We start from the raw sequence: 25,250 nt of genomic DNA on the forward strand, positions 1-25,250 counted from the left end.
CCACCGGTGTTGCCCCCTTGAGGGGGAGACGGCTACACGAAGTGAGCCGTTTCGGGGGTGGGCCTAGTTCGCGGCTTCCAGCCCGTTCGCGAAGTGTTCGCGCATGCGCGCCATGGCCGCCGTCGCGTCGCGCGTGTCGATCGCCGCCATGACCGCGCGATGCTCGGCCAGCGATTCGGCGATGCGCCCCGCCTTCAGCAGCGAGTTGTGGCGGTTGAGCTTCATCACCTTGCGCAGGTCGGCCACCATCTGGTCGCGCCACTTGTTGTTGGCAATCGCCAGCAGCCGCATGTGGAAGCGCTCGTTGACCGCGAAGAAGTGTTCGCGGTCGACCTTGCCGGGCGCGGCGGCGGCCTCGAGTTCGGCATGCAGCGCCTTGAGTTCCTGGCGCTGCTCGGCGCTGGCGCGCTCGGCCACCACGCCCGCCGCGTCGCTCTCGAGCAGCGACAGCAGGTGGTACACGTCCGCCAGGTCCTGCTCCGACACCTCGGTCACGTAGGCGCCGCGGCGCACCTTCATCGTCACCAGCCCCTCGGCCGCGAGCACTTTCAGCGCCTCGCGCAGGGGGGTGCGGCTGATGCCGTATTCGTCGGCCAGCTTGAGTTCGTCGATCCAGCTGCCGGGCTCGAGCTCGCGGCGGAAGATCCGCTGGCGCAGCAGCTCGGCCACCTCTTCATAGAGGGCGCGCGGGGTGAGGGTGACGGCGGACATGGGCGCGAATGTACCTCAAAACTGGGTTTGAATTAATAATTACGGATCGGTTAGACTCGCGGCCGACCTGCAAATCCGTGCGGGCGCATGCGACGATTCCTGCAAGACGACACTGCACCACGGCCCCTTCATGAGCAGCACACCCGAACCCACTTTCAAGCCCGCAACCCTCGACGACTGGGCCAAGGCCGCGGCCAAGTCGGCGCCCGGCGGCGACCTGAACGCGCTGAACTGGCTCACGCCCGACGGCATCACCGTGAAGCCGCTCTACACGGCCGCCGACCTGAAGGGGCTGAAGTACGCCGACACGCTGCCGGGCTTCGAGCCGTACCTGCGCGGCCCGCAGGCCACGATGTACGCGGTGCGCCCGTGGACCATCCGTCAATACGCCGGCTTCTCGACCGCCGAGGAATCGAATGCCTTCTACCGCAAGGCGCTGGCTGCCGGCGGCCAGGGCGTGAGCGTGGCCTTCGACCTGGCCACGCACCGCGGCTACGACAGCGACCATCCGCGTGTGACCGGCGACGTCGGCAAGGCCGGCGTGGCGATCGATTCGGTCGAGGACATGAAGATCCTGTTCGACCAGATCCCGCTCGACAAGGTGAGCGTCTCCATGACGATGAACGGCGCGGTGCTGCCGGTGCTGGCGGGCTATGTGGTGGCGGCCGAGGAGCAGGGCGTCGCGCAGGACCAGCTGAGCGGAACCATTCAGAACGACATCCTCAAGGAGTTCATGGTCCGCAACACCTACATCTTTCCGCCCGCGCCGAGCATGCGGATCATCGGCGACATCATCGAGTACACGGCCCAGAAGATGCCGAAGTTCAACTCGATCTCGATCAGCGGCTACCACATGCAGGAGGCTGGCGCCAACCAGGCGCTGGAGCTGGCCTTCACGCTGGCCGACGGCAAGGAATACGTGAAGACCGCGCTCGCAAAGGGCCTCGACGTCGACGGCTTCGCCGGGCGGCTGTCGTTCTTCTGGGCCATCGGCATGAACTTCTACCTCGAGGTGGCCAAGATGCGCGCGGCGCGCCTCTTGTGGTGCCGCATCATGAAGGAGTTCAACCCGAAGAACCCCAAGAGCCTGATGCTGCGCACGCACTGCCAGACCTCGGGCTGGTCGCTGACCGAGCAGGACCCGTACAACAACGTGGTGCGCACCACCATCGAGGCCATGGCCGCGGTGTTCGGCGGCACGCAGAGCCTGCACACCAACGCGCTCGACGAAGCGATCGCGCTGCCGACGGAGTTCAGCGCGCGCATCGCACGCAACACGCAGCTCATCATCCAGGAAGAGACGCACATCACGAACGTGATCGACCCCTGGGCGGGCAGCTACATGATGGAGAAGCTCACGCAGGACATGGCCGATGCGGCCTGGGCCATCATCGAGGAGGTCGAGGCCATGGGTGGCATGACCAAGGCGGTGGACAGCGGCTGGGCCAAGCTCAAGATCGAGGCCGCGGCGGCCGAGAAGCAGGCGCGCATCGACTCGGGCCGCGACGTGATCGTGGGCGTCAACAAGTACAAGCTCAAGACCGAAGATGCGATCGACAGCCTGTCGATCGACAACGTGATGGTGCGCGAGCAGCAGGTGGCGCGGCTGCAGAAGACCCGCGGCTCGCGCGATGCTGCCAAGGTGCAGGCCGCGCTCGACGCGCTGACCGAGGCGGCCGAGAACGGCACCGGCAACCTGCTCGCGCTGAGCATCGACGCGGTGCGCCTGCGCGCCACGGTGGGCGAGATCTCCGACGCCCTCGAAAAATCATTCGGCCGCCATCGAGCCGACACGCAAAAGGTGACCGGTGTGTACGCTGCTGCCTACGACTCGGCCGAAGGCTGGGAAGCCCTCAAGACCGAGATCGACGCCTTTGCCGAAGCGCAGGGCCGCCGCCCGCGCGTGATGATCTCCAAGCTCGGGCAGGACGGCCACGACCGCGGTGCCAAGGTGGTGGCTACCGCCTTCGCCGACCTGGGCTTCGACGTCGACATGGGGCCGCTGTTCCAGACGCCCGAGGAGTGCGCGCGCCAGGCGATCGAGAACGACGTGCACGCGGTGGGCGTGAGCACGCTCGCGGCGGGGCACAAGACGCTGGTGCCCGCGATCATCGAAGAGCTGAAAAAGCAGGGCGCCGACGACATCATCGTGTTCGTCGGCGGCGTGATCCCGAGGCAGGACTACGACTTCCTGTACGAGGCGGGCGTCAAGGGCATCTATGGCCCCGGCACGCCGATCCCGGCCAGCGCGAAGGACGTGCTCGAGCAGATCCGCGCCGCGGTGTCTTCCTGAATCAGGCGCGTGTGGGAAGCAACGTGAAAGATCTCCTGTCGCGGCTGTCGCTGCAGCCGGTGGACTCCGGCGATTTCGAGGCCATGCTGGCCCTGCGCATCGATGCGATGCGCCCGAGCCTGGAGCGCGTCGGGCGCTTCGATCCCGAGCGTTCGCGCGAGCGGCTCTCGGCAGGCTTCGTCGTGCCGTACATGCACCACATCGTGCTCGACGCAGACCAGCGCATCGGCTTCGTCACGCTCAAGCCCGAGGGCGGCGATGCGCTGCGCCTCGATCACCTCTACCTGCGCACCGGCTTCCAGAACCTGGGCATCGGCGAATGGGTGCTCGAATGGGCCAAGTCGGAGGCGCGCGCGCAGCAGCGAGACATCAAGCTCACCGCGCTTGTGAAGAGCGATGCCAACCGCTTCTACCTGCGCCACGGCTTCGTGCTCGAGGCCGAGGACGGCTTCGACCTGCATTACCGATGGCGCGCGGCAGTGGGGGAGGCGTGCTGAACTCGGCCGAGGCGCTCGACCGGGCGCTGGCCGCGCCACAGGGCATGGCGCAGCGCCGTGCCATCGCCAAGGCCATCACGCTGCTCGAATCGACCCGCGCGGACCATCGCGCCGAGGCCGACGCGCTGCTCACGGCGCTGCTGCCGCGCACCGGCGAGTCGTTCCGGCTCGGCATCTCGGGCGTGCCGGGCGTGGGCAAGTCGACCTTCATCGAGACGCTCGGGCTGCTGCTGATCGAGCGCGGCCACCGCGTGGCGGTACTCACGATCGATCCGTCGTCCACTGTCTCGGGCGGCTCCATCCTCGGCGACAAGACGCGCATGGAGCGGCTGTCGGTGCACGAGCGCGCGTTCATCCGGCCGAGCCCGTCGAGCGGCACGCTGGGCGGCGTGGCCGAGAAGACGCGCGAGGCCATGCTGGTGTGCGAGGCCGCGGGCTACGACATCGTCATCGTCGAGACCGTGGGCGTGGGCCAGAGCGAGACGGCGGTGGCCGGCATGACCGACATGTTCGTGCTGATGCAGCTACCCAATGCGGGCGACGACCTGCAGGCGATCAAGAAGGGCGTGATGGAGCTCGCCGACCTCGTCGTCATCAACAAGGCCGACCTCGACCGCGACGCTGCTACGCGCGCCGAGGCGCAGATCACTTCGGCGCTGCGGCTCTTCGGCCACCAGGGCAATCCCGATCACGCGCATGCGGCGCACGACGCGCACAGCGGCGCCGAGGTGCGCTTCTGGCTGCCCCGGGTGCTGCAGCTCAGCGCGCTCGCGAACACCGGCGTCGACGCTTTCTGGGACGCGGTGACGCAGTTCAAGGCGCTGCAGACGTCCAACGGCAAGCTCACCAGGCGCCGCGAAAAACAGGCCACCGCGTGGATGTGGGAGCGCATCGACGCGGGCCTCAAGCAGGCCTTCAGGCAGCATCCGCAAGTGCGCGAGCTGCTGCCGCAGCTCACGCGCCAGGTGGCCGAGGGCGCGCTGCCCGCGTCGACCGCGGCGCGCCAGCTGCTCGCGGCCGCGGCCATTGCGGCCAAGGCATGAAGCCACCACCCACAGATTCAGGACCACAGCTTCGGAAGCACAACATGCAAGAACTGATCGAACAACTCGAAAAGCGCCGCGCCCAGGCGCGTCTCGGCGGCGGGCAGAAGCGCATCGACGCGCAGCATGCCAAGGGCAAGCTCACCGCGCGTGAGCGCATCGAACTGCTGCTCGACGACGGCACCTTCGAAGAATGGGACATGTTCGTGGAGCACCGCTCGGTCGATTTCGGCATGGCCGAGCAGAAGATCCCGGGCGACGGCGTGGTCACCGGCTACGGCATGATCAACGGGCGCCTGGTGTTCGTCTACAGCCAGGACTTCACGGTCTTCGGCGGCGCGCTCAGCGAAGCGCACGCCGAGAAGATCTGCAAGGTGATGGACCAGGCCATGAAGGTCGGGGCACCGGTCATCGGCCTCAACGACTCGGGCGGCGCGCGCATCCAGGAAGGCGTGGCCTCGCTCGGCGGCTATGCCGACGTGTTCCAGCGCAACGTGATGGCCTCGGGCGTGGTGCCGCAGATCAGCATGATCATGGGCCCGTGCGCGGGCGGCGCGGTGTACTCGCCCGCCATGACCGACTTCATCTTCATGGTGAAGGACTCGAGCTACATGTTCGTCACCGGCCCCGATGTGGTGAAGACGGTGACGCACGAGAGCGTCACGGCCGAGGAGCTCGGCGGCGCCATCACCCACACCACGCGCAGCGGCGTGGCCGACATGGCGTTCGAGAACGACGTCGAGGCGCTGATGATGCTGCGGCGCCTGTACAACTACCTGCCGCTCAACAATCGCGAGAAGCCGCCGGTGCGCCTGGGCAACAATGGCCAGGGCGACCCGGCCGACCGGCCCGACTATTCGCTCGACACGCTGGTGCCCGACAACCCGAACAAGCCGTACGACATCAAGGAGTTGATCCACAAGGTGGCCGACGACGGCGACTTCTTCGAGCTGCAGCCCGACTATGCGAAGAACATCGTGATCGGCTTCGCGCGCATGGAAGGCCAGACCGTCGGCATCGTGGCGAACCAGCCGCTGGTGCTGGCCGGATGCCTCGACATCAAGTCGAGCATCAAGGCCGCGCGTTTCGTTCGCTTTTGCGATGCCTTCAACATTCCGGTGGTCACCTTTGTCGACGTGCCCGGCTTCATGCCCGGCACCGGCCAGGAGTACGGCGGCATCATCAAGCACGGTGCCAAGCTGTTGTACGCCTACGCCGAATGCACGGTGCCCAAGATCACCGTCATCACGCGCAAGGCCTATGGCGGCGCCTACGACGTGATGGCGTCGAAGCACCTGCGCGGCGACGTCAACCTGGCCTGGCCGCGCGCCGAGATCGCGGTGATGGGCGCCAAGGGCGCGGTCGAGATCATCTTCCGCGAGGACAAGAACGACCCCGCGAAGCTCGCTGCGCGCGAGGCCGAATACAAGGCGCGTTTCGCCAATCCGTACGTGGCAGGTGCCCGCGGCTACATCGACGACGTGATCCTGCCGCACGAGACGCGCAAGCGCATCTGCCGCTCGCTCGTGATGCTGCGCGAGAAGAAGCTCGAGAACCCGTGGCGCAAGCACGGCAACATCCCCTTGTGAGTGCTGCGGAGAAGAAGAACATGTTCAAGAAGATCCTGATTGCCAATCGCGGGGAGATCGCTTGCCGCGTGATCCAGACGGCCAAGAAGATGGGCATCCTCACGGTCGCCGTCTATTCCGACGCCGACAAGGAAGCGCGCCACGTCGAAATGGCCGACGAGGCCGTGCACATCGGCGCCGCGCCGAGCCGCGAAAGCTATCTGCAGGCCGACCGCATCATTGCCGCCTGCAAGGCCACGGGCGCCGAAGCGGTGCACCCGGGCTACGGCTTCCTGTCGGAGAACGAAGCCTTCGCGCGCAAGGTCGAGGAAGAGGGCATCGCCTTCATCGGCCCGAAGCACTATTCGATCGCGGCGATGGGCGACAAGATCGCTTCGAAGAAGCTCGCGAACGAGGCCAAGGTCAACACCATCCCCGGCTGGAACGACGCGATCGACACGGCGGAGCGCGCGGTCGAGATCGCCAAGGACATCGGCTACCCGGTGATGATCAAGGCCTCGGCCGGCGGCGGCGGCAAGGGGCTGCGCGTGGCGTGGAACGACAAGGAGGCCTTCGAGGGCTTCACTTCGTGCCGCAACGAGGCACTCAACAGCTTCGGCGACGACCGCGTGTTCATCGAGAAATTCGTCGAGGAGCCGCGCCACATCGAGATCCAGGTGCTGGGCGACTCGCACGGCAATGTGATCTACCTGAACGAGCGCGAGTGCTCGATCCAGCGCCGCCACCAGAAGGTGATCGAAGAGGCGCCGTCGCCCTTCATCAGCGAGGCCACGCGCCGCGCGATGGGCGCGCAGGCGGTGGCGCTCGCCAAGGCGGTGAAGTACCAGAGCGCGGGCACGGTGGAGTTCGTGGTCGGCAAGGACCAGAGCTTCTATTTCCTGGAGATGAACACGCGCCTGCAGGTGGAGCATCCGGTGACGGAATGCATCACCGGGCTCGACCTGGTCGAGCTGATGATCCGCGTGGCGGCCGGCGAGAAGCTGCCGCTCGGCCAGGACGACGTGAAGCGCAATGGCTGGGCCATCGAGTGCCGGATCAATGCCGAAGACCCGTTCCGCAACTTCCTGCCTTCGACCGGCCGGCTGGTGAAGTTCCAGCCGCCGCCCGAGACGATGTTCGCAGCCGACACCGAGCGCCTGAGCGGCGTGCGCGTTGACACCGGCGTGTACGACGGCGGCGAGATCCCGATGTACTACGACTCGATGATCGCCAAGCTCATCGTGCACGGCAAGGACCGCAACCATGCGATTGCACGCATGCGCGAGGCGCTCAACGGCTTCGTGATCCGCGGCATCAGCACCAACATCCCGTTCCAGGCGGCGCTGCTAGCGCATCCGAAGTTCGTGGCGGGCGACTTCAACACCGGCTTCATCGCCGAACACTACGGCCAGGGCTTCCATGCCGAGGACGTGGCGCATGCCGATTCCTCGTTCCTGGTGGCGCTGGCGGCCTATGTGCACCGCCGCTATCGCGCGCGCGCCTCGGGCATCAGCGGCCAGCTCGAAGGCCACGGCGTGAAGGTGGGCGAGCAGTTCGTGGTGGTCGAGCTCGGGGCCGAGGGCCAGCATGTGCACCATCCGGTGTCGGTGACCGACTTCCACGGCAAGACCGGTGCCTGCGCGGTGGCGGTGGACGGCAAGACCTACAAGATCGACGGCGGTTCCGCGCTCGGCGCGATCCGGCTGCAGGGCACGGTGAACGACCGGCCATTCACCGCGCAGGTCGAGCGCGGCGCCGGCCGCAGCCCGCTGGCGCTGCGCGTGGCGCACGACGGCAAGCAGATCGAGGCCATGGTGCTGTCGCCGCTGGGCGCCCGCCTGCTCGCGCTGATGCCCTACAAGGCGCCGCCGGACTTGAGCAAGTTCCTGATGTCGCCGATGCCGGGGCTTCTGGTCGAGGTGTCGGTGCAGCCGGGCCAGCAGGTGCGCGCGGGTGAGAAGCTCGCGGTGATCGAAGCCATGAAGATGGAGAACGTGCTGTTCGCCACGCAGGACGGTGTGGTCGGCAAGATCTCGGCGAACAAGGGCGAGTCGCTCGCGGTCGACCAGGTCATCATGGAGTTCAACTGATGGGTGCGAACGATCTGCAGCAGCCGGTCAAGCTGCACCGCCCGGCGCCCAAGGCCGCGGCACCGCAAGGCCCGTGGACGGTCGAGGCCATTCAGGCGCTGCTCGACAGGCCGCTGATGGACCTGCTGTTCGAGGCGCAGACGGTGCACCGTGCGCATTTTCCCGCAGGCGACATCGAGCTCGCGACGCTGCTCTCGGTCAAGACCGGCGGCTGTCCCGAGAACTGCGGCTACTGCCCGCAATCGGCCGAGTTCGACACCGGCGTGAAGGCGCAAAAGCTGATGGAGGTCGATGAGGTGCTGCGCGCCGCGCAGGCCGCCAAGGACGCGGGCGCCACGCGCTTCTGCATGGGCGCGGCCTGGCGCGCGCCCAAGGACCGCGACGTGGAGAAGGTGGCCGTGCTGGTCGAGGCCGTGAAGGGCCTGGGCATGCAGACCTGCGCCACGCTCGGCATGCTCGAGCCGCATCATGCGCAGCAGCTCAAGGCGGCGGGCCTCGACTACTACAACCACAACCTCGACACCGCGCCCGAGTACTACACCGACGTGGTCGACACGCGCACCTACCAGGATCGGCTCGACACACTGGCGCATGTGCGCAGCGCGGGCATCAGCGTGTGCTGCGGTGGCATCGTGGGCATGGGCGAGCAGCCGGTGCACCGCGCGGGGCTGATCGCGCAACTGGCCAACCTCGACCCGTATCCGGAGTCGGTGCCGATCAACAGCCTGGTGCGCGTGCCCGGTACGCCGCTGGCCGATTCGGAACCGGTCGACCCCTTCGACTTCGTGCGCATGATCGCGGTCGCGCGCATCACCATGCCGACCGCCCGCGTGCGCCTGTCGGCCGGCCGCCAGCAGATGGGCGATGCGGTGCAGGCGCTGTGCTTCATGGCGGGCGCCAACTCGATCTTCTACGGCGACAAGCTGCTGGTGACCGGCAACCCCGATGTCGAGGCCGACACGGTGCTGCTCAAGAAACTGGGGCTCAACGCGACGCGCTCGCAGGAGCCGCACGCATGACAACGACACAACGCCCGTTCAAGGTGCTCGGCATCCAGCAGATCGCGATCGGCGGACCCGATAAGCTGCGCCTGCAGAAGCTCTGGGTCGACATGCTCGGGCTCGAAGTGACCGGCACCTTCCGCAGCGAGCGCGAGAACGTCGACGAGGACATCTGCGCGATGGGAAGCGGACCGTTCAAGGTCGAGGTCGACCTGATGCAGCCGCTCGACCCCGAGAAGAAACCCGCGGTGCATGCGACGCCGCTCAACCATGTGGGCCTGTGGATCGACGACCTGCCGAAGGCCGTGGAGTGGCTGACCGCGCAGGGCGTGCGCTTTGCGCCCGGTGGCATCCGCAAGGGTGCGGCGGGCTTCGACATCTGCTTCCTGCACCCGAAGGCGAACGAGGAGTTTCCGATCGCGGGCGAGGGCGTGCTGATCGAGATGGTGCAGGCGCCGCCCGAGGTGGTGGCGGCGTTCGCCGCGCTCGCGGCTACGCGTTGACGATCTTCCGGATCGGCGGCTTCACGTCCGAGCGGTGCGGCGGCAGCATCGGCTGGTGCTCGCGCGCCGGGTTCAGGATGATCGAGGTCGCGGTCTCGGTGAGGATGCAGAACTTGGTGACCACGGCGTCGAGGTGGCTCACGTCGATGACCGCGATCTCGAGAATCCAGCTGTCGTCGCCGGTTACGTTGTAGGCATTCACGCATTCGGGCGTCTGCTGGATCAGCTGGACCACGCGGTCGTATTCGGCGCGGCCGACGCGGATCAGCGCACGGATGCCGTAGCCCAGCTTGGAAAGATTGACAGTGGCGCGGTAGCCGCTGATGACACCCGCGGCCTCGAGCTTCTTCACGCGCTCGGTCACGGCCGGCTGGCTCAGATGCACGCGGCGGCCGAGTTCGGCCATCGTGAGGCGCGCGTCCTTCTGTAGTTCGGCCAGGATGCGCGTGTCGTGGGCGTCCAGCGTGGGGTTCAAGGCGGAATCCATGGAAGTCCTTCAAAACAACGGTGGGAAGGGCGCTAGAACCATGAGATTGGCATGGTTGAACGCCAACCGCTTTCATACCATGGCGCATTCGCCGCCACAACCATCGTCCCCATGCCCACGCTCGCCTCCCCATCTCAAGCCGCGCCCGCGTCCGCTGCCGGCACCATGCCGCCGATCCTCTGGCTCTGCCTCGCCGCCACCTGGCTGGTCTGGGGATCGACCTACCTGGCAATCAAGTACGCGCTGGTCAGCTTTCCGCCATTTCTCCAGATGGGCTCGCGCTTCCTGTTCGCCGGCGTGGTGCTGCTCGCCTGGATGCGTTGGCGCGGCGCCGCCTGGCCGTCCCCCGTGCAGTGGCGAAATGCCTTCGTGGTGGGCGCGCTGATGCTCGGCGGCGGCATGGGCGGCACGGCCGTGGCCGAGGTGTCGATCGGCTCGGGGTTGGTGGTGGCCTTCATCGCGGTGGTGCCGCTGCTGATCGCGCTGCTGAACCTGGTCTGGGGCATCCGGCCCACGCGCCTGGAAGCAGCGGGCATTGCCGTGGGACTTGTCGGCGTGCTGATGCTGACGCAGGGCAGCGGCTTCCAGTCATCGCCTGCAGGGTTGGCCGCGATCTCGATCGCCTGCGTGTGCTGGTCGATGGGTAGCGTGCTGAGCCAGCGCAGCCTGCCGCTCGCGCCGGGCGCGATGGGTTTCGCGAGCGAAATGATCTGCGGCGGCGTGGTGCTGATGGCGCTGGCGGCCGCTGCCGGCGAACGCCTGGCCAGGCCGTTCGATCCGCTCGCGGTCGGCGCGTGGCTGTACCTGGTGGTCTTCGGTTCGCTGATCGCGTTCAACGCCTACATGGTGCTGCTCGCCAGGGCGCCGGCGGCGCTGGCCTCGAGCTATACCTTCGTGACGCCGGTGATCGCGATGCTGCTCGGCGTGTGGATCGCGAACGAGACGGTCACGCGCTTCGAGTGGTACGCGGTGGGCGTGGTGCTCGCGGGCGTGTTGCTGCTGCTTATCAAGCGCCCGAAGAAGCGCTGACCCCCGCTCCCAACAAGTCGCTCAAGGCTTGGCCGTGGGTGGGCGCAGCAGCGAGGCAGCGCGGGCGCGCGCCAGCGCGGCCTCGACGATGGAGCGCTTGCGCGTGTCGGCGGCCTGCGGCTCGGCAGGGGTAGGCGACGGCTCGTCGATGCGCTTGGCGAGCCGGCGATGCGTGCCGTGCCGCTGGTAGCGCTGCAGCGCCGCTTCGGCTTGGGCCTCGGACCACGCGGCCCAGCCGCTGCGCCCGGCCGTTTCGACCTCGAGCGAGATGCAGTCGACCGGGCACACCGGAATGCAGAGTTCGCAACCCGTGCAGTGCGCCTCGATCACGGTGTGCATGCGCTTGTGGATGCCCAGGATGGCGTCGGTCGGGCAGGCATCGAGGCAGAGCGTGCAGCCGATGCACCAGGCTTCGTCGATGACCGCCATGCTGCGCGGGCCTTCGGTGCCGAACTGCGCGTCGAGCGGCTGCACCTCGCGGCCGGTGAGCCGCGCCAGCCTCGCAATGCCTTCGGCGCCGCCGGGCGGGCACTGGTTGATGCCTGCTTCGCCTTCGGCCACGGCCTGCGCATAGCCGGCGCAATCGGCATAGCCGCACCGTGTGCACTGCGTCTGCGGCAGTGCCTGGTGGATGCGTGCGGCCAGCGCGTTCACTTCCTGCGGGCCGCAGGCTTCCTGGCGGCAGCGGCCGTCACGGGTTTTTTGGCGGCGGCCGCGACGGTCGTCTTGCGGGCGGGCTTGACCCGGTCTTCGGCAGGCAGGGTTTCGCGTGCGCCGGCGCGGCGCTGCGGCTCGTCGTGCGCCGCGATGAACTTGGCCATCCGCGGATAGACCAGATCGCGCCAGCGGCGGCCGCTGAAGATGCCGTAGTGGCCCGCGCCCTTGACTTCGTAGTGCTCGCGCTTCGCGTCGGCGATGCCGGTGCACAGGCTGTGCGCGGCCTCGGTCTGGCCCGAGCCGGAGATGTCGTCGAGTTCGCCCTCGACCGTGAGCAGCGCGGTCGAGCGGATGTCCTGCGGCCGCACGCGCTCGAGCACGCCCTTGGGGTTGCGCACGTCCCAGGTGCCGTTCACCAGGTCGAACTCCTGGAACACGGTGCGGATGGTCTCGAGGTAATAGTCGGCGTCCATGTCGAGCACCGCGTTGTACTCGTCATAGAACTTGCGATGGGCCTCTGCGCTCGTGTCGTCGCCCTTGATAAGGTTCTTGAAGTAGTCGTAATGGCTGGTGGCGTGGCGGTCGGGGTTCATCGCCACGAAGCCCGTGTGCTGCAGGAAGCCGGGGTACACACGGCGGCCTTCACCCGGAAAGCCGTGCGGCACGCGGTAGATCACGTTGTTCTCGAACCACTCGTAGCTCTTGTTCATCGCGAGGTTGTTCACCGCGGTGGGCGACTTGCGCGCGTCGATGGGCCCGCCCATCATCGTCGTGGTGAGCGGCAGCGGCTCGCCGCGGCTGGCCATCAGCGACACCGCCGCGAGCACCGGCACCGTCGGCTGGCACACGCTCACAACGTGGCAGTTGCCGTATTCGGCCTGCAGGCGGCGGATGAACTCCTGCACGTAGTTGATGTAGTCGTCGAGGTGGAATTCGCCTTCGGAGAGCGGCACCAGGCGTGCGTTCTTCCAGTCGGTGACGTAGACCTTGTGCGCTTGCAGCATGGTGCGCACGGTGTCGCGCAGCAGCGTGGCGTAGTGGCCCGACAGCGGCGCCACGATCAGCACCACGGGCTGGCTCTTGAGCGTCTTGAGGATGTGCGGCTCGTCGGTGAAGCGCTTGAACCGGCGCAGCTCGCAGAAGGGCTTGTCGAGCTCGATGGCTTCCTGGATCACGACCTCTTCGCCGTCGACCTTGACGCTCTTGATGTTGAACTCGGGCTTCTCGTAGTCCTTGCCCAGGCGGTAGAGCAGGTCGTAGCCGGCTGCCATGCGTTGCGCCATCGGCAGCTGGCCGTACACGGCGCCATGGCCGTAGAGCTTGGACGCCGCCTGCGCGAAATCGGCAAACGGCTCCATCAGGGAGCGCTGGGCTTCGTAGAGTTGATACAGCATCGTGGTCCCGGAAAGAAAATGTTGCAGTGCAATATATCAGTCCACGGAGCGCGCTGCAGGGGGCGAACCCTAGGCCGACCCTGAAGGCAGGGTCGTTTTGGTCCGAAATGTGGAGAACTTTACATTAACAATAAAGTTCTCGTTTCGATCGTCAGATGACTTTGGCGATCGACGCACAGACGTAGTCGATGTTCTTGCTGTTGAGCGCTGCCACGCACATGCGGCCGGTGTCGGTGCCGTAGACGCCGAATTCGCTGCGCAGGCGCACCATCTGGTCCTTGCTGAGGCCCGAGTAGCTGAACATGCCGATCTGGGTGGTGATGAAGCTCATGTCTTCCTTCACGCCGGCGGCCTTGAGGCCGTCGACCAGCTTCTGGCGCATGGCCTTGATGCGCACGCGCATCTCGCCGAGCTCTTTTTCCCAGAGCGTGCGCAGCTCGGGGTTGCCGAGCACCGCGGCCACCACGGCGCCGCCGTGGATCGGCGGGTTGCTGTAGTTGGTGCGGATCGCGATCTTGAGCTGCGAGAGCACGCGGCCAGCTTCTTCCTTGCTCTCGCACAGTACCGACAGCGCGCCGACGCGCTCGCCGTAGAGGCTGAAGCTCTTCGAGAACGAGGTCGAGACGAAGAAGGTCAGGCCGGCCTCGACGAACTTGGCCACGGCGGCGCCGTCTTCCTTCAGGCCATAGCCGAAGCCCTGGTAGGCCATGTCGAGGAAGGGCACCAGGCCCTTGGCCTTGACCGCGGCGACGACCTGGTCCCACTGGGCCGGGGTGATGTCGTAGCCGGTGGGGTTGTGGCAGCAGGCGTGCAGCACCACGACCGTGCCGGCCGGTGCGGCCTGGAGCGCGGCCAGCATGCCGTCGAAATCGACGCCGCGCTTGGCCGCGTCGTAGTAGGGATAGCTTTCGACCTGGAAGCCGGCCTGGGTGAAGAGCGCGCGGTGGTTTTCCCAGCTCGGGTCGCTGATCAGCACCTTGGCTGCGGGGTTGAGCTTCTTGAGGAAGTCGGCCCCGACCTTCAGGCCGCCGGTGCCGCCGATGGCCTGGATGGTGGCGACGCGGCCCGACTGCACGGGCTCGCTGTCGGGCCCGAAGACCAGGCCCTTGACCGCGTTGTCGTAGGCCGCGATGCCGTCGATCGGCAGGTAGCCGCGGGCCGAAGGCGCCTTCATCATGTCCTGTTCGGCGGCCTGCACGCACTGCAGCAGGGGCAGCTTGCCGTTGTCGTCGTAGTAGACGCCGACGCCGAGGTTGACCTTGTGGGGGTTGGTGTCGGCTGCGTATTGCTCGTTGAGGCCGAGGATCGGGTCGCGCGGTGCCATTTCGACCGCGGTGAACATAGACATGGAAAGGTCCTTTGGGGTGAAAGCTGCGCTGCAACCGGAGGAGGTTTAAGCTTGCCGGTTGCCTTGAATTTTACCGGCCACACGCCACCTGTCGGAAACAGCCATGCCAGAGATCAACGAAGCCGTAGCAGACCTGAAGAAGCTCGACCCGATCGGTCCCGCTCCGCAGGGCGAATTCGTCCGCTTTCCGGACTCGCCGTTCGAGCTGTACCAGCCATACCCGCCGGCCGGCGACCAGCCGAAGGCGATCGAAGGGCTGGTGCAGGGCGTGCGCGACGGCGAGGTCTTTCAGACGTTGCTGGGCGTCACGGGCTCAGGCAAGACCTTCACGATGGCCAACGTGATCGCACAGCTGGGCCGCCCCGCAATCGTCTTCGCGCCCAACAAGACGCTGGCGGCGCAGCTCTACAGCGAATTCCGCGAGTTCTTCCCGAAGAACGCCGTCGAGTACTTCGTCAGTTACTACGACTACTACCAGCCCGAGGCCTACGTGCCGCAGCGCGACCTGTTCATCGAGAAGGACTCGTCGATCAACGAGCACATCGAGCAGATGCGGCTGTCGGCCACCAAGAGCGTGCTGGAGCGGCGCGACACGGTCATCGTGGCCACGGTGAGCGCCATCTACGGCATCGGCACGCCCGAGGACTACACCCAGATGCGCTTCATCATGCGCGTGGGCGACAAGATCGGGCAGCGCGACGTGATCGGGCGGCTGATCCGCATGCAGTACACGCGCAACGAGCAGGATTTCTCGCGCGGCACCTTCCGGGTGCGCGGCGACACGATCGACGTGTTTCCGGCCGAGCACAGCGAGCTCGCGATCCGCATCGAGCTGTTCGACGACGAGATCGAGACGCTGCAGCTGTTCGATCCGCTCACGGGGCGCATCCGCCAGAAGATTCCGCGCTTCACGGTCTATCCGTCGAGCCACTACGTGACGCCGCGCGACAAGGTGCTGGGCGCGGTCGAGACCATCAAGGTCGAACTGGCCGAGCGGCTCAAGGAGTTCGTCTCGCAGGGCAAGCTGGTCGAAGCGCAGCGCCTCGAGCAGCGCACCCGTTTCGACCTCGAGATGCTGGCCGAGATCGGCCACTGCAAGGGCATCGAGAACTACACGCGCCACCTCTCGGGCGCCGCGCCGGGCCAGCCGCCGGCCACGCTCACCGACTACCTGCCGAAGGACGCGCTGATGTTCCTCGACGAGAGCCACCAGATGGTCGGGCAGCTCGGCGGCATGTACAACGGCGACCGGGCGCGCAAGACCACGCTGGTCGAGTACGGCTTCCGGCTGCCGAGCGCGCTCGACAACCGGCCCTTGAAGCTCGAGGAATTCGAGGCCCGCGTTCGCCAGTGCGTCTTCGTCTCGGCAACGCCGGCCGACTACGAGAAGCAGCACGCCGGCAACGTGGTCGAGCAGCTGGTGCGACCCACCGGCCTGATCGACCCCGAGGTGGAGGTGCGCCCGGCCACGCACCAGGTGGACGACGTGCTGGGCGAGATCCGCATCCGGGTCGAGAAGCACGAGCGTGTGCTGATCACCACCCTCACCAAGCGCATGGCCGAGCAACTGACCGACTACCTGGGCGACAACGGCGTGAAAGTGCGCTACCTGCACAGCGACATCGACACCGTGGAGCGCGTCGAGATCCTGCGCGACCTGCGCCTGGGCACCTTCGACGTGCTGGTGGGCATCAACCTGCTGCGCGAAGGCCTGGACATTCCCGAGGTGTCGCTGGTGGCGATCCTCGACGCCGACAAGGAAGGCTTCCTGCGCGCCGAGCGCTCGCTGATCCAGACCATCGGGCGCGCCGCCCGCAATCTGAACGGCAAGGCCATCCTCTACGCCGACCGGATGACCGAGTCGATGAAGAAGGCCATCGGCGAGACCGAGCGCCGCCGCGCCCGCCAGATCATCCACAACGAGGCCAACGGCATCACGCCGCGCAGCATCAACAAGCAGGTGCGCGACCTCATCGACGGCGTCTACAGCGAGAAGAGCGGCAAGGAAGCGGCCAAGCTCGACCTCGAGCGCGCCAAGGTCGAGGACATGAGCGAGAAGGACATCGCCCGCGAGATCAAGCGGCTCGAGAAGCTCATGATGGAACACGCCCGCAACCTCGAGTTCGAGAAGGCGGCCCGGGTGCGCGACCAGCTCGCGCTGCTGCGGGAGCAGGCATTCGGCGCCGCCGGCGGCGACAACATCGCCGTTCTGCCGGTCTGAGCGCGCGCCCGTCTACTCCGCATCGCGGCCCGATGGGGTTTACCCGAGCAGAACTCGGGGACATCTGCTATACTTGAGTGAAATACTCAACAACAAATAAGAAACTTCGCGATGAAGGTTCGATCCCACTGGCTGGTTCACCAGCGCCAGGGGTCGGGCAGGGCGGAGACGAAGTCACCGCGGTCCAGGGCCAAGGTGTCATTTCAACGGTAAGCACTTGAAGGAGCTTGCGATGCGTCTCACTACCAAAGGCCGTTTTGCGGTCACAGCAATGATCGATCTGGCATTGCGCCAGAACACGGGTCCGGTCACGCTGGCTGCGATCAGCCAGCGGCAGCAGATTTCGTTGTCGTATCTCGAACAGCTGTTCGGCAAACTGCGCCGTCACGAGCTGGTCGAATCGACCCGCGGCCCCGGCGGCGGCTACAGCCTCGGCCGCAAGGCTGCGGATATCACCGTCGCAGACATCATTGTTTCCGTCGATGAACCCATCGATGCCACCCAGTGCGGCGGCAAGGAAAACTGCCTCGGCGAACAGGGCCGCTGCATGACGCACGAACTCTGGGCTTCGCTGAACCAGCGCATGGTCGAGTTCCTCGATTCCGTCACGTTGCAGAAGTTGGTCGACGACCAGATCGCCAAGGGCGTGCAGATCGAGAACAAGCCGGTCGTCAAGCGCGCTATCTCGGCGCAGCCGGTGGTCAAGCCGATTCGCGTGAACGCGCCGAATTCGGTCTTCGCCCTCGGCAACGCCTTCGCGAAGTCCTGAAGGCCCGCGGCGCCTCCGGGCGCTGCGGCTAGAAGTTTTCTTCGACACATCGACACATAACAACCCCACGCCAGCACGAGCCAGCCATGGACGTAACTCCTCATTTCCCGATCTATCTCGACTACGGCGCGACCACGCCGGTCGACCCGCGTGTGGTCGACGCCATGATTCCCTGGTTGCGCGAACACTTCGGCAACCCGGCGTCGCGCAGTCACGCCTGGGGCTGGGAAGCTGAAGAGGCGGTCGAGAAGGCGCGCGGCGAGGTGGCCGCACTGATCGGCGCCGATCCACGCGAGATCGTCTGGACCTCTGGCGCGACCGAGTCGAACAACCTCGCGCTCAAGGGCGCGGCCCAGTTCTACAAGGGCAAGGGCAAGCACCTGATCACGGTGAAGACCGAGCACAAGGCCGTGCTCGACACCATGCGCGAACTCGAACGCCAAGGCTTCGAGGTGACCTACATGGACGTCGAGGAAGACGGCCTGCTCGATCTCGAGAAGTTCAAGGCCGCGATCCGTCCCGACACGATCCTCGCCAGCGTGATGTTCGTGAACAACGAGATCGGCGTGGTCCAGGACATGGTGGCGCTCGGCAACGTGTGCCGCGAGAAGGGCGTGATCTTCCATGTCGACGCGGCCCAGGCCACCGGCAAGGTCGAGATCGACATGACCAAGCTGCCGATCGACCTCATGAGCCTGGCCTCGCACAAGACCTACGGCCCCAAGGGCATCGGCGCGCTGTACGTGCGCCGCAAGCCCCGCGTGCGGCTCGAGGCGCAGATGCACGGTGGCGGCCACGAGCGCGGCATGCGCTCGGGCACCCTGCCGACGCACCAGATCGTGGGCATGGGCGAAGCCTTCCGCATCGCCCGGCTCGAAATGAAGGACGACATCGCCAAGGCGGCGCGCCTGCAGAAGCGCCTGCTCGACGGCTTCAAGGATGTCGAGCAGGTGTTCATCAACGGCGACCTCGAGCGCCGCGTGCCGCACAACCTCAACATGAGCTTCAACTATGTCGAGGGCGAGTCGCTGATCATGGGCATCAAGGGCCTGGCGGTGTCGTCGGGTTCGGCCTGCACCTCGGCCAGCCTCGAGCCGAGCTACGTGCTGCGCGCACTCGGCCGCAGCGACGAGCTGGCCCACAGCAGCCTGCGCATGACCATCGGCCGCTTCACGACCGAAGAAGAAATCGACTACGCCATATCGACCATCAAGCACAACGTGGCCAAGCTGCGCGAACTTAGCCCCTTGTGGGAGATGTTCCAGGATGGCGTCGACATCAGCACGATCCAGTGGTCGGCCCACTGAGATTTCCGGATCCAGGCCGCACCAGGCTCCACGATTGAACAAAGTTTGAGAGGTACACCATGGCATATTCTTCCAAGGTCATCGACCACTACGAAAACCCCCGCAACGTCGGCTCGTTCGAAAAGGGCGACGATTCGGTCGGCACCGGGATGGTGGGCGCACCGGCCTGCGGCGACGTGATGAAGCTGCAGATCAAGGTCAACCCCGAAACCGGCGTGATCGAAGACGCCCGCTTCAAGACCTACGGCTGCGGCTCGGCCATCGCCTCGTCTTCGCTCGTGACCGAATGGGTCAAGGGCAAGACGCTCGACGAAGCGGCGGCACTCAAGAACGCGCAGATCGCCGAAGAGCTGGCGCTGCCGCCGGTCAAGATCCACTGCTCGATCCTCGCCGAGGACGCGATCAAGGCCGCCGTGAGCGATTACAAGGCCAAGCACGGCGCAAAGAGCGGCGCTGCCGCCGACGCGGAAGCCGTCCACTGACATGGCCGTCACGCTGACCGACGCTGCTGCGCGACACGTCACCCGCTACCTCGGCAAGCGGGGCAAGGGCGTGGGCGTGCGGCTGGGCGTGAAGACCACCGGCTGCTCGGGCCTGGCCTACAAACTCGAGTACGTGGACGAGCTTTCGCCCGAAGACGTGGTGTTCGAGGACCAGGGCGTGAAGGTGCTGGTCGATCCGAAGAGCCTGGCCTACATCGACGGCACGCAGCTCGACTTCGTGCGCGAAGGCCTCAACGAGGGGTTCAAGTTCAACAACCCGAACGAACGCGACCGCTGCGGCTGCGGAGAGAGCTTTCGCATCTGATGCATCGTCGCTGACCGCGACCAAGGCCGCCACCATGTCATGTGCTGGCGGTTTTTTCTTGCCATGAATCTCAACGACACCGACTTTGAACTGTTCGCCGTACCGGCGACCTTTGCGCAGGACCGCGCCGTGCTCGATGCGCGCTGGAAGGAACTGCAGCGCGAAGCGCACCCCGACCGCTTCGCCGCGCAGGGTGCCGCCGCGCAGCGCGTGGCGATGCAGTGGTCGGTCCGCATCAACGAGGCCTACCAGCGCCTCAAGAACCCGGTGCGGCGCGCGAGCTACCTCTGCGAACTGAACGGTGCTCCGCTCGATGCGGAGAACAACACGGCGATGCCGTCCGACTTCCTGATGCAGCAGATGGAATGGCGCGAGGCGCTCGAAGACGCCCGCGACGTCGCCGCGGTCGAGCGGCTGCAGGCCGAGGTCGAGACCGGCCGTGCCCGCGTGCTCTCGTCGCTCGACTGGCTGCTCGACGAGAAGGGCGACCACCCCGCCGCCGCGCAGCAGGTGAGAGCCCTCATGTTCATTGAGCGCTTCTCGCACGACGTCGAGGCCAGGATCGATCAATTGGGACAATAGGCGCTGAACGTTATGGCTCTTCTCCAGATTTCCGAACCGGGCCAGGCGCCCGATCCTCATCAGCGCCGCATCGCCGTGGGCATCGACCTCGGCACCACGCACTCGCTGGTGGCCGCAGTGCGCAACGGCGTGGCCGAGTGCCTGCCCGACGACCAGGGCCGCGTGCTGCTGCCGTCGGTGGTGCGCTACCTCGAAGGCGACCGTCGCCAGATCGGCTTCGATGCCGCGGCGGCGCGCGGCGAAGACCCGGGCAACACCATCACCTCCGTCAAGCGGCTCATGGGCCGGGGCCTGGCCGACATCACGAACCGCGAATCGATGTCGTACCGGATCGCCGGCGAGGATGGCGGCATGGTGAAGGTGCAGACACTCGCTGGCGAGAAGTCGCCGGTGGAGATCAGCGCCGAGATCCTCGCCACGCTGCGCTACCGTGCCGAGGACACCTTCAACGACGATCTCTACGGCGCGGTCATCACCGTGCCCGCCTACTTCGACGAGGGCCAGCGCCAGGCCACGAAGGATGCCGCGCAACTCGCCGGCCTCAACGTGCTGCGCTTGATCAGTGAACCCACGGCCGCGGCCATTGCCTATGGCCTCGACAATGCGAGCGAAGGCGTCTATGCGGTCTACGACCTCGGTGGCGGCACCTTCGACATCTCGATCCTGCGGCTCACGCAGGGCGTGTTCGAGGTGATCGCCACGGGCGGCGATTCGGCCCTCGGCGGCGACGACTACGACCATGCGCTCGCGGACTTGGTGCTTGCGCAGACCGGCGCGCGCACCGCGAGCGACACCGACAGGGCCGCGATGCTCGTGGCGGCGCGCGCCGCGAAAGAGGCGCTGACCGAGGCGGCAACTACGGCCTTCCGCGCCGAACTGGCTGGCGGCGCGGTGGCATTCGACCTGTCGCGCGAGCAATTCGATGCGGCGACCCGTCCGCTCACCGACCGAACCATTGACGCGGTGCGCAAGGCGCTGCGCGACGCGAAGCTCAAGCCGCAGGAACTGCAGGGCATCGTGCTCGTCGGCGGCTCCACGCGCATGCCGCAGGTGCGCCGCGCCGTCGCCGACTTCTTCGGCCGCGCACCGCTCGTCAACCTGAACCCCGATGAGGTCGTGGCGCTCGGCGCCGCGATCCAGGCCAACCAGTTGGCGGGCAACGGCGGCGCCGACGACCTGCTGCTGCTCGACGTCATCCCGTTGTCGCTCGGCATCGAGACCATGGGCGGCCTTGTCGAACGCATCGTGCCGCGCAACCAGACCATCCCGACCGCGATGGCGCAGGACTTCACGACCTACCAGGACGGCCAGACGGCGCTCGCGCTGCACGTGGTGCAGGGCGAACGCGATCTGGTGGCCGATTGCCGCAGCCTGGCTCGCTTCACGTTGCGCGGCATCCCGCCGATGGCGGCGGGCGCGGCGCGCATCCGCGTGACCTTCACGGTCGACGCCGACGGCCTGCTCAGTGTGAGCGCGAAGGAGCAGGCCAGCGGCGTCGAGGCCAGCGTCACCGTCAAGCCGTCGTACGGCCTCTCGGACGATCAGATCGCCAACATGCTGCAGGAGAGCTTCAGCACCGCGCAGCAGGACATGCAGGCGCGCGCGCTGGTCGAGGCACGCGTGGATGCCGAACGCATGCTGCTCGCGACCCGGAGCGCGCTCGACGCCGACGGCGACCTGCTGGCCGCGGATGAGCGCGCCGTGATCGAGGCTTCAATGGACCGGTTGCGCGAAGCGGCAGCCAGCAGCAGCGACGCCGCGGCCATCGAAAGCGCGACCAAGGCGCTGGCGCACGACACCGAGGCCTTCGCCGCACAACGCATGAACGCGGGCATTGCGCGTGCGCTGTCGGGCCGCAAGGTCGAATCTCTCTAAGAACAACATGCCCATCATCAAGATATTTCCGCATCCAGAGTACTGCCCCGAGGGTGCAGAAATCACGGCACCGGCAGGCACCTCGATCTGCGAGGCGCTGCTCGACAACCACATCGACATCGAGCATGCGTGCGAGATGAGCTGCGCCTGCACCACCTGCCATGTCATCGTGCGGCAGGGCTTCAATTCGCTCAACGAGGCCGAGGAGGGCGAGGAAGACCTGCTCGACCGCGCGTGGGGCCTGGAGCCACAATCGCGGCTCAGCTGCCAGGCCATCCTGGCGCGTGAAGACGTCACGATCGAGATCCCCAAGTATTCGATCAACCACGCCAAGGAAAACCATTGATGAGCCACGCATGACGCGCCAGATCGTCCTCGACACCGAAACCACCGGCCTTTCCGCCGAGAACGGCGACCGCATCATCGAGCTCGGCTGCGTCGAGCTGTTTGCGCGCAAGCTCACCGGCAACGACCTGCACATCTACTTCAATCCCGGGCGCGAAAGCCACGAGGATGCGCTCAAGGTGCACGGCCTGACGACCGACTTCCTGCGCGACAAGCCGAAGTTCGCCATGCTCGCGAACGACGTCGTAGAGTACCTGCGTGGCGCCGAGCTGATCATCCACAACGCGGCCTTCGACGTCGGCTTCCTCAACAAGGAGTTCGAGCTCGCGGGCCTGCCGCCGCTGCAGAGCTTCGTGGGCGAGGTGACCGATACGCTCGCGATGGCGAAGCAGGTCTATCCGGGCAAGCGCAATTCGCTCGACGCGCTGTGCGACCGCTTCGGCGTCGACCGCTCGAACCGCACCTTCCACGGCGCCAAGCTCGATGCCCAGCTGCTCGCCGACGTGTACATCAACCTGACGCGCGGGCAGGACGCACTGCTGATCGACGTCGGCTCGAATGAGCCGGCCCAGGGTACGACCGTGGTGGCCATCGACCTGAGCCAGTTCGAGCTGCCGGTCATCATGGCCGGGGAGCAGGAGCTCGCTGCGCACGAGGCGCTGTTGTCCCAGCTCGACAAATCCAGCAACGGACGCACGCTGTTTCGCCAGATTGACGAAAATCCTGTGGCATAATCGAAGGCTTCGCACAGCGCGATTCATGCCGGGGCAGCGGAAGGCAGCCAAGGCTGAAAGGGCGGTTAGCTCAGGGGTAGAGCACAGCATTCACACTGCTGGGGTCGGAGGTTCGAAGCCTCCACCGCCCACCAAGATTTTGCAGAAAGCGACCAGGAACACCGGGTCGCTTTTTTTGCGTCCGCCTCAGTCTCGTACGACATGACCCGACGCAGATCGCCGGTGCGGGCCGGCCGACACGCCTCGTGTTGAAGCCTAAAAAGGCAAGACACACGAAAGCAAACACCATGGCAACCCACCCCGATCTTCCGCCAGACCTGCCCGTGGAGCCCGACGAGGGCCCCAGCATTCCGCCCGGCGACAACCCCACCGAACCCGAGCCGGCGCCGTCCTGACGGCGCGCGGCGCGCGTCGTCCATGCCGCGATAAGCTCGCGGCATGGACGAACTCGATTGCGCTGTTATCGGCGCCGGTGTGGTGGGCCTGGCCGTGGCGCGTGCGTTGGCGCTCGCAGGCAGGGAGGTGGTGGTGCTCGAATCGGAAGGTGCGATCGGCACCGGTACCAGTTCGCGCAACAGCGAGGTGATTCACGCGGGCATCTACTACCCGCAAGGCTCGCTCAAGGCGCGCCTTTGCGTGGAAGGGCGCGAGGCGCTCTATGCCTACGCCGCCGAGCGGGGCGTGCCGCACCGGCGCTGCGGCAAGCTCATCGTGGCGACCTCGCTCGAGCAGGTCGGACAGCTCGAAACGATCCGCGCCAAGGCCGCCGCCAATGGTGTCGACGACCTGCAGATGATCTCCGCGCAGCAGGCTGCTGAGATGGAGCCGCAACTGCATTGCCTTGCGGCGCTGCATTCCCCGAGCACCGGTATCGTCGACAGCCATGCGCTGATGCTGAGCCTGCTCGGCGACCTCGAGAATGCCGGCGGCATGCTGGCGCTCAAATCGCCCGTGGCGCGCGCGGAATGCGGCCCGGAAGGCATCGTGCTGGTGGCGCAGGACGGCACGGCCTTGCGCTGCAACACCGTTGTCAACGCCGCCGGCCTCGGCGCCCCCGCACTTGCACGGCGTTTCGAAGGCCTGCCGGCGGCGGCGGTGCCCCGGGCCTATTTTGCGAAGGGCAGCTATTTCACGCTGTCCGGCCGGACGCCGTTCGGGCGCCTGATCTACCCGGTGCCGGAGCCCGGCGGCCTGGGCGTGCACCTGACGATCGACCTGGGTGGCCAGGCCAAGTTCGGTCCCGACGTGCAGTGGGTCGATGCGGCGGACGATCTCGTGGTGGACGCGGCGCGCGGCGAGGGCTTCTATGCGGAGGTGCGCAAGTACTGGCCTGCGTTGCCCGACGGGGCCCTGATCCCCGGCTACGCGGGCATGCGCCCGAAGATTTCGGGCCCGCACGAGCCCGCCAGCGATTTCGTGATCGACGGGCCTGCGAGGCACGGCGTGCCCGGACTGGTCAACCTGTTCGGCATCGAATCGCCGGGGCTCACGAGCAGCCTGGCCATCGGACGCCACGTGGCGCAAATGCTCGCTCATGCGTAACCAAAATGTGACTAGACGCCCACCACGTGCAGGAGTCGACAACTTCGTGATTTATTAGGGGCTTTTGTGCCTGTAACATGACGGCACGCCATTTCGCTGGCGTGAGCCGCCGGCGCGTTGCCGGTGTCATCACGGAGGACAGATTCCAATGAGTGCATCCAACAACATCGAAGCCGCAGCCGAAGACATCGCGAGCGACATCCGCGGGGTCCTGGCCAGCAAGGACCTGGATTCGGTTCCCCACATCAAGGCGCTGCGCCAGCGCATCGACTCGAAGCTCGCGATCGCACGCGAACTCGCGGCCGAAAAAAGCAAGCTCGCCGCGAAGAAAGCGCGCGATGCCGCCACGTCGGCCAATGCCTATGCGCACGATGAACCGTGGCAGATTGCCGGCGCCGCGCTTGCCGTCGGCCTGCTGGTGGGTCTGCTGCTTGGCCGCCGCTGACG

At 66.5% G+C, this 25,250-nt stretch carries 25 protein-coding genes and 1 tRNA gene; 21 read left to right on the top strand and 5 right to left on the bottom strand.

Features of this window, described 5'->3' with window-relative positions:
* Window positions 1-63: 63 nt before the first annotated feature.
* Window positions 64-711 (bottom strand): GntR family transcriptional regulator, encoded by a 648-nt coding sequence (locus AC3A6J_RS04745; RefSeq protein ID WP_487858762.1) that lies wholly within the window; start codon window positions 709-711, stop codon window positions 64-66.
* A 130-nt stretch (window positions 712-841) separates the two neighbouring features.
* Here AC3A6J_RS04745 and scpA point away from each other — a divergent pair, with 130 nt between their 5' ends.
* Genes scpA through AC3A6J_RS04780 form a run of 7 tightly spaced genes read left to right on the top strand, consistent with a single transcriptional unit; the run spans window position 842 to window position 9,706 of the window.
* Window positions 842-3,004 (top strand): methylmalonyl-CoA mutase, encoded by a 2,163-nt coding sequence (scpA, locus tag AC3A6J_RS04750; RefSeq protein WP_487858763.1) that lies wholly within the window; start codon window positions 842-844, stop codon window positions 3,002-3,004.
* Window positions 3,005-3,027: 23 nt separating this feature from the next.
* A complete protein-coding gene (locus AC3A6J_RS04755) occupies window positions 3,028-3,501 on the top strand; it encodes a GNAT family N-acetyltransferase (RefSeq protein WP_487858764.1) in 474 nt (157 codons plus the stop codon).
* Window positions 3,471-4,544 (top strand): methylmalonyl Co-A mutase-associated GTPase MeaB, encoded by a 1,074-nt coding sequence (meaB, locus tag AC3A6J_RS04760; protein WP_487858765.1) that lies wholly within the window; start codon window positions 3,471-3,473, stop codon window positions 4,542-4,544. The genes AC3A6J_RS04755 and meaB overlap by 31 nt, the downstream gene beginning before the upstream one ends.
* 44 nt (window positions 4,545-4,588) lie before the next feature.
* Complete coding sequence (locus AC3A6J_RS04765) at window positions 4,589-6,133, top strand: acyl-CoA carboxylase subunit beta (protein WP_487858766.1); 1,545 nt, start codon at window positions 4,589-4,591, stop codon at window positions 6,131-6,133.
* Window positions 6,134-6,153: 20 nt separating this feature from the next.
* On the top strand, window positions 6,154-8,202 hold the full coding sequence (gene accC, locus AC3A6J_RS04770; RefSeq protein ID WP_487858767.1) for an acetyl-CoA carboxylase biotin carboxylase subunit: 2,049 nt from the start codon (window positions 6,154-6,156) through the stop codon (window positions 8,200-8,202).
* Window positions 8,202-9,221: a biotin synthase BioB gene (gene bioB / locus AC3A6J_RS04775; RefSeq protein ID WP_487858768.1), complete on the top strand. Its 1,020-nt coding sequence runs from the start codon at window positions 8,202-8,204 to the stop codon at window positions 9,219-9,221. The genes accC and bioB overlap by 1 nt, the downstream gene beginning before the upstream one ends.
* Window positions 9,218-9,706: a VOC family protein gene (locus AC3A6J_RS04780; RefSeq protein ID WP_487858769.1), complete on the top strand. Its 489-nt coding sequence runs from the start codon at window positions 9,218-9,220 to the stop codon at window positions 9,704-9,706. The genes bioB and AC3A6J_RS04780 overlap by 4 nt, the downstream gene beginning before the upstream one ends.
* On the opposite strand, the gene AC3A6J_RS04785 is transcribed toward AC3A6J_RS04780, so the two are convergent.
* On the bottom strand, window positions 9,696-10,193 hold the full coding sequence (locus AC3A6J_RS04785) for an Lrp/AsnC family transcriptional regulator (protein ID WP_487858770.1): 498 nt from the start codon (window positions 10,191-10,193) through the stop codon (window positions 9,696-9,698). The two genes, AC3A6J_RS04780 and AC3A6J_RS04785, sit on opposite strands and share 11 nt — an antisense overlap.
* 111 nt (window positions 10,194-10,304) lie before the next feature.
* On the opposite strand from AC3A6J_RS04785, the gene AC3A6J_RS04790 reads away from it, so the two are divergent.
* Window positions 10,305-11,222, top strand: coding sequence for an EamA family transporter (locus AC3A6J_RS04790; RefSeq protein WP_487858771.1), 918 nt, complete (start codon window positions 10,305-10,307; stop codon window positions 11,220-11,222).
* Between the two features lie 21 nt (window positions 11,223-11,243).
* Here AC3A6J_RS04790 and AC3A6J_RS04795 read toward each other — a convergent pair whose 3' ends face one another.
* From AC3A6J_RS04795 to AC3A6J_RS04805, 3 genes are all read right to left on the bottom strand, one after another.
* A complete protein-coding gene (locus AC3A6J_RS04795; protein WP_487858772.1) occupies window positions 11,244-11,876 on the bottom strand; it encodes an RnfABCDGE type electron transport complex subunit B in 633 nt (210 codons plus the stop codon).
* Window positions 11,873-13,273 (bottom strand): polyhydroxyalkanoate depolymerase, encoded by a 1,401-nt coding sequence (locus AC3A6J_RS04800; RefSeq protein WP_487858773.1) that lies wholly within the window; start codon window positions 13,271-13,273, stop codon window positions 11,873-11,875. Before AC3A6J_RS04800 ends, AC3A6J_RS04795 begins: the two co-directional genes overlap by 4 nt.
* Before the next feature lie 151 nt (window positions 13,274-13,424).
* Window positions 13,425-14,621 carry an amino acid aminotransferase gene (locus tag AC3A6J_RS04805; protein ID WP_487858774.1) on the bottom strand — a complete coding sequence of 399 codons (1,197 nt, stop codon included), beginning with the start codon at window positions 14,619-14,621 and terminating at the stop codon, window positions 13,425-13,427.
* Window positions 14,622-14,724: 103 nt separating this feature from the next.
* Between AC3A6J_RS04805 and uvrB the strand changes: the two genes are divergently transcribed.
* From uvrB to AC3A6J_RS04870, 13 genes are all read left to right on the top strand, one after another.
* Window positions 14,725-16,842, top strand: coding sequence for an excinuclease ABC subunit UvrB (uvrB, locus tag AC3A6J_RS04810; RefSeq protein ID WP_487858775.1), 2,118 nt, complete (start codon window positions 14,725-14,727; stop codon window positions 16,840-16,842).
* A gap of 232 nt (window positions 16,843-17,074) precedes the next feature.
* Window positions 17,075-17,611: a Fe-S cluster assembly transcriptional regulator IscR gene (gene iscR / locus AC3A6J_RS04815; RefSeq protein WP_280817610.1), complete on the top strand. Its 537-nt coding sequence runs from the start codon at window positions 17,075-17,077 to the stop codon at window positions 17,609-17,611.
* Window positions 17,612-17,697: 86 nt separating this feature from the next.
* Complete coding sequence (locus AC3A6J_RS04820) at window positions 17,698-18,918, top strand: IscS subfamily cysteine desulfurase (RefSeq protein WP_487858776.1); 1,221 nt, start codon at window positions 17,698-17,700, stop codon at window positions 18,916-18,918.
* Window positions 18,919-18,977: 59 nt separating this feature from the next.
* Window positions 18,978-19,400 (top strand): Fe-S cluster assembly scaffold IscU, encoded by a 423-nt coding sequence (gene iscU / locus AC3A6J_RS04825; protein ID WP_487858777.1) that lies wholly within the window; start codon window positions 18,978-18,980, stop codon window positions 19,398-19,400.
* Between the two features lies 1 nt (window position 19,401).
* Entirely contained in the window at window positions 19,402-19,725 is a 324-nt protein-coding gene (gene iscA / locus AC3A6J_RS04830; RefSeq protein ID WP_487858778.1) for an iron-sulfur cluster assembly protein IscA, read from the top strand.
* A gap of 63 nt (window positions 19,726-19,788) precedes the next feature.
* Window positions 19,789-20,307 (top strand): Fe-S protein assembly co-chaperone HscB, encoded by a 519-nt coding sequence (hscB, locus tag AC3A6J_RS04835; protein ID WP_487858779.1) that lies wholly within the window; start codon window positions 19,789-19,791, stop codon window positions 20,305-20,307.
* A 12-nt stretch (window positions 20,308-20,319) separates the two neighbouring features.
* Window positions 20,320-22,182: a Fe-S protein assembly chaperone HscA gene (hscA, locus tag AC3A6J_RS04840; RefSeq protein ID WP_487858780.1), complete on the top strand. Its 1,863-nt coding sequence runs from the start codon at window positions 20,320-20,322 to the stop codon at window positions 22,180-22,182.
* Between the two features lie 7 nt (window positions 22,183-22,189).
* Entirely contained in the window at window positions 22,190-22,528 is a 339-nt protein-coding gene (gene fdx, locus AC3A6J_RS04845; protein ID WP_487858781.1) for an ISC system 2Fe-2S type ferredoxin, read from the top strand.
* Between the two features lie 10 nt (window positions 22,529-22,538).
* Complete coding sequence (gene dnaQ / locus AC3A6J_RS04850; protein ID WP_487858782.1) at window positions 22,539-23,261, top strand: DNA polymerase III subunit epsilon; 723 nt, start codon at window positions 22,539-22,541, stop codon at window positions 23,259-23,261.
* 59 nt (window positions 23,262-23,320) lie between these two features.
* Window positions 23,321-23,395 (top strand) — tRNA-Val (locus AC3A6J_RS04855).
* A gap of 153 nt (window positions 23,396-23,548) precedes the next feature.
* Window positions 23,549-23,656, top strand: a complete 108-nt coding sequence (locus tag AC3A6J_RS04860; RefSeq protein WP_487858783.1) for a stereocilin — start codon at window positions 23,549-23,551, stop codon at window positions 23,654-23,656.
* A gap of 43 nt (window positions 23,657-23,699) precedes the next feature.
* The gene (locus AC3A6J_RS04865) at window positions 23,700-24,803 is read left to right on the top strand and encodes an NAD(P)/FAD-dependent oxidoreductase (protein WP_487858784.1); all 1,104 of its coding nucleotides are present in this window, start codon (window positions 23,700-23,702) and stop codon (window positions 24,801-24,803) included.
* Window positions 24,804-24,951: 148 nt separating this feature from the next.
* A complete protein-coding gene (locus AC3A6J_RS04870) occupies window positions 24,952-25,248 on the top strand; it encodes a glycine zipper domain-containing protein (RefSeq protein ID WP_487858785.1) in 297 nt (98 codons plus the stop codon).
* Window positions 25,249-25,250 lie beyond the last annotated feature (2 nt).

This window comes from Variovorax sp. Soil_C_39 (assembly GCF_057656815.1).

Coding starts and splice junctions, on each gene's coding strand:
- AC3A6J_RS04745 (WP_487858762.1), bottom strand. CDS start 711: ATGTCCGCCGTCACCCTCACCCCGCGCGCCCTCTATGAAGAGGTGGCC.
- scpA (WP_487858763.1), top strand. CDS start 842: ATGAGCAGCACACCCGAACCCACTTTCAAGCCCGCAACCCTCGACGAC.
- meaB (WP_487858765.1), top strand. CDS start 3,471: ATGGCGCGCGGCAGTGGGGGAGGCGTGCTGAACTCGGCCGAGGCGCTC.
- AC3A6J_RS04765 (WP_487858766.1), top strand. CDS start 4,589: ATGCAAGAACTGATCGAACAACTCGAAAAGCGCCGCGCCCAGGCGCGT.
- accC (WP_487858767.1), top strand. CDS start 6,154: ATGTTCAAGAAGATCCTGATTGCCAATCGCGGGGAGATCGCTTGCCGC.
- bioB (WP_487858768.1), top strand. CDS start 8,202: ATGGGTGCGAACGATCTGCAGCAGCCGGTCAAGCTGCACCGCCCGGCG.
- AC3A6J_RS04780 (WP_487858769.1), top strand. CDS start 9,218: ATGACAACGACACAACGCCCGTTCAAGGTGCTCGGCATCCAGCAGATC.
- AC3A6J_RS04785 (WP_487858770.1), bottom strand. CDS start 10,193: ATGGATTCCGCCTTGAACCCCACGCTGGACGCCCACGACACGCGCATC.
- AC3A6J_RS04790 (WP_487858771.1), top strand. CDS start 10,305: ATGCCCACGCTCGCCTCCCCATCTCAAGCCGCGCCCGCGTCCGCTGCC.
- AC3A6J_RS04800 (WP_487858773.1), bottom strand. CDS start 13,273: ATGCTGTATCAACTCTACGAAGCCCAGCGCTCCCTGATGGAGCCGTTT.
- AC3A6J_RS04805 (WP_487858774.1), bottom strand. CDS start 14,621: ATGTCTATGTTCACCGCGGTCGAAATGGCACCGCGCGACCCGATCCTC.
- uvrB (WP_487858775.1), top strand. CDS start 14,725: ATGCCAGAGATCAACGAAGCCGTAGCAGACCTGAAGAAGCTCGACCCG.
- iscR (WP_280817610.1), top strand. CDS start 17,075: ATGCGTCTCACTACCAAAGGCCGTTTTGCGGTCACAGCAATGATCGAT.
- AC3A6J_RS04820 (WP_487858776.1), top strand. CDS start 17,698: ATGGACGTAACTCCTCATTTCCCGATCTATCTCGACTACGGCGCGACC.
- iscU (WP_487858777.1), top strand. CDS start 18,978: ATGGCATATTCTTCCAAGGTCATCGACCACTACGAAAACCCCCGCAAC.
- iscA (WP_487858778.1), top strand. CDS start 19,402: ATGGCCGTCACGCTGACCGACGCTGCTGCGCGACACGTCACCCGCTAC.
- hscB (WP_487858779.1), top strand. CDS start 19,789: ATGAATCTCAACGACACCGACTTTGAACTGTTCGCCGTACCGGCGACC.
- hscA (WP_487858780.1), top strand. CDS start 20,320: ATGGCTCTTCTCCAGATTTCCGAACCGGGCCAGGCGCCCGATCCTCAT.
- fdx (WP_487858781.1), top strand. CDS start 22,190: ATGCCCATCATCAAGATATTTCCGCATCCAGAGTACTGCCCCGAGGGT.
- dnaQ (WP_487858782.1), top strand. CDS start 22,539: ATGACGCGCCAGATCGTCCTCGACACCGAAACCACCGGCCTTTCCGCC.
- AC3A6J_RS04860 (WP_487858783.1), top strand. CDS start 23,549: ATGGCAACCCACCCCGATCTTCCGCCAGACCTGCCCGTGGAGCCCGAC.
- AC3A6J_RS04865 (WP_487858784.1), top strand. CDS start 23,700: ATGGACGAACTCGATTGCGCTGTTATCGGCGCCGGTGTGGTGGGCCTG.
- AC3A6J_RS04870 (WP_487858785.1), top strand. CDS start 24,952: ATGAGTGCATCCAACAACATCGAAGCCGCAGCCGAAGACATCGCGAGC.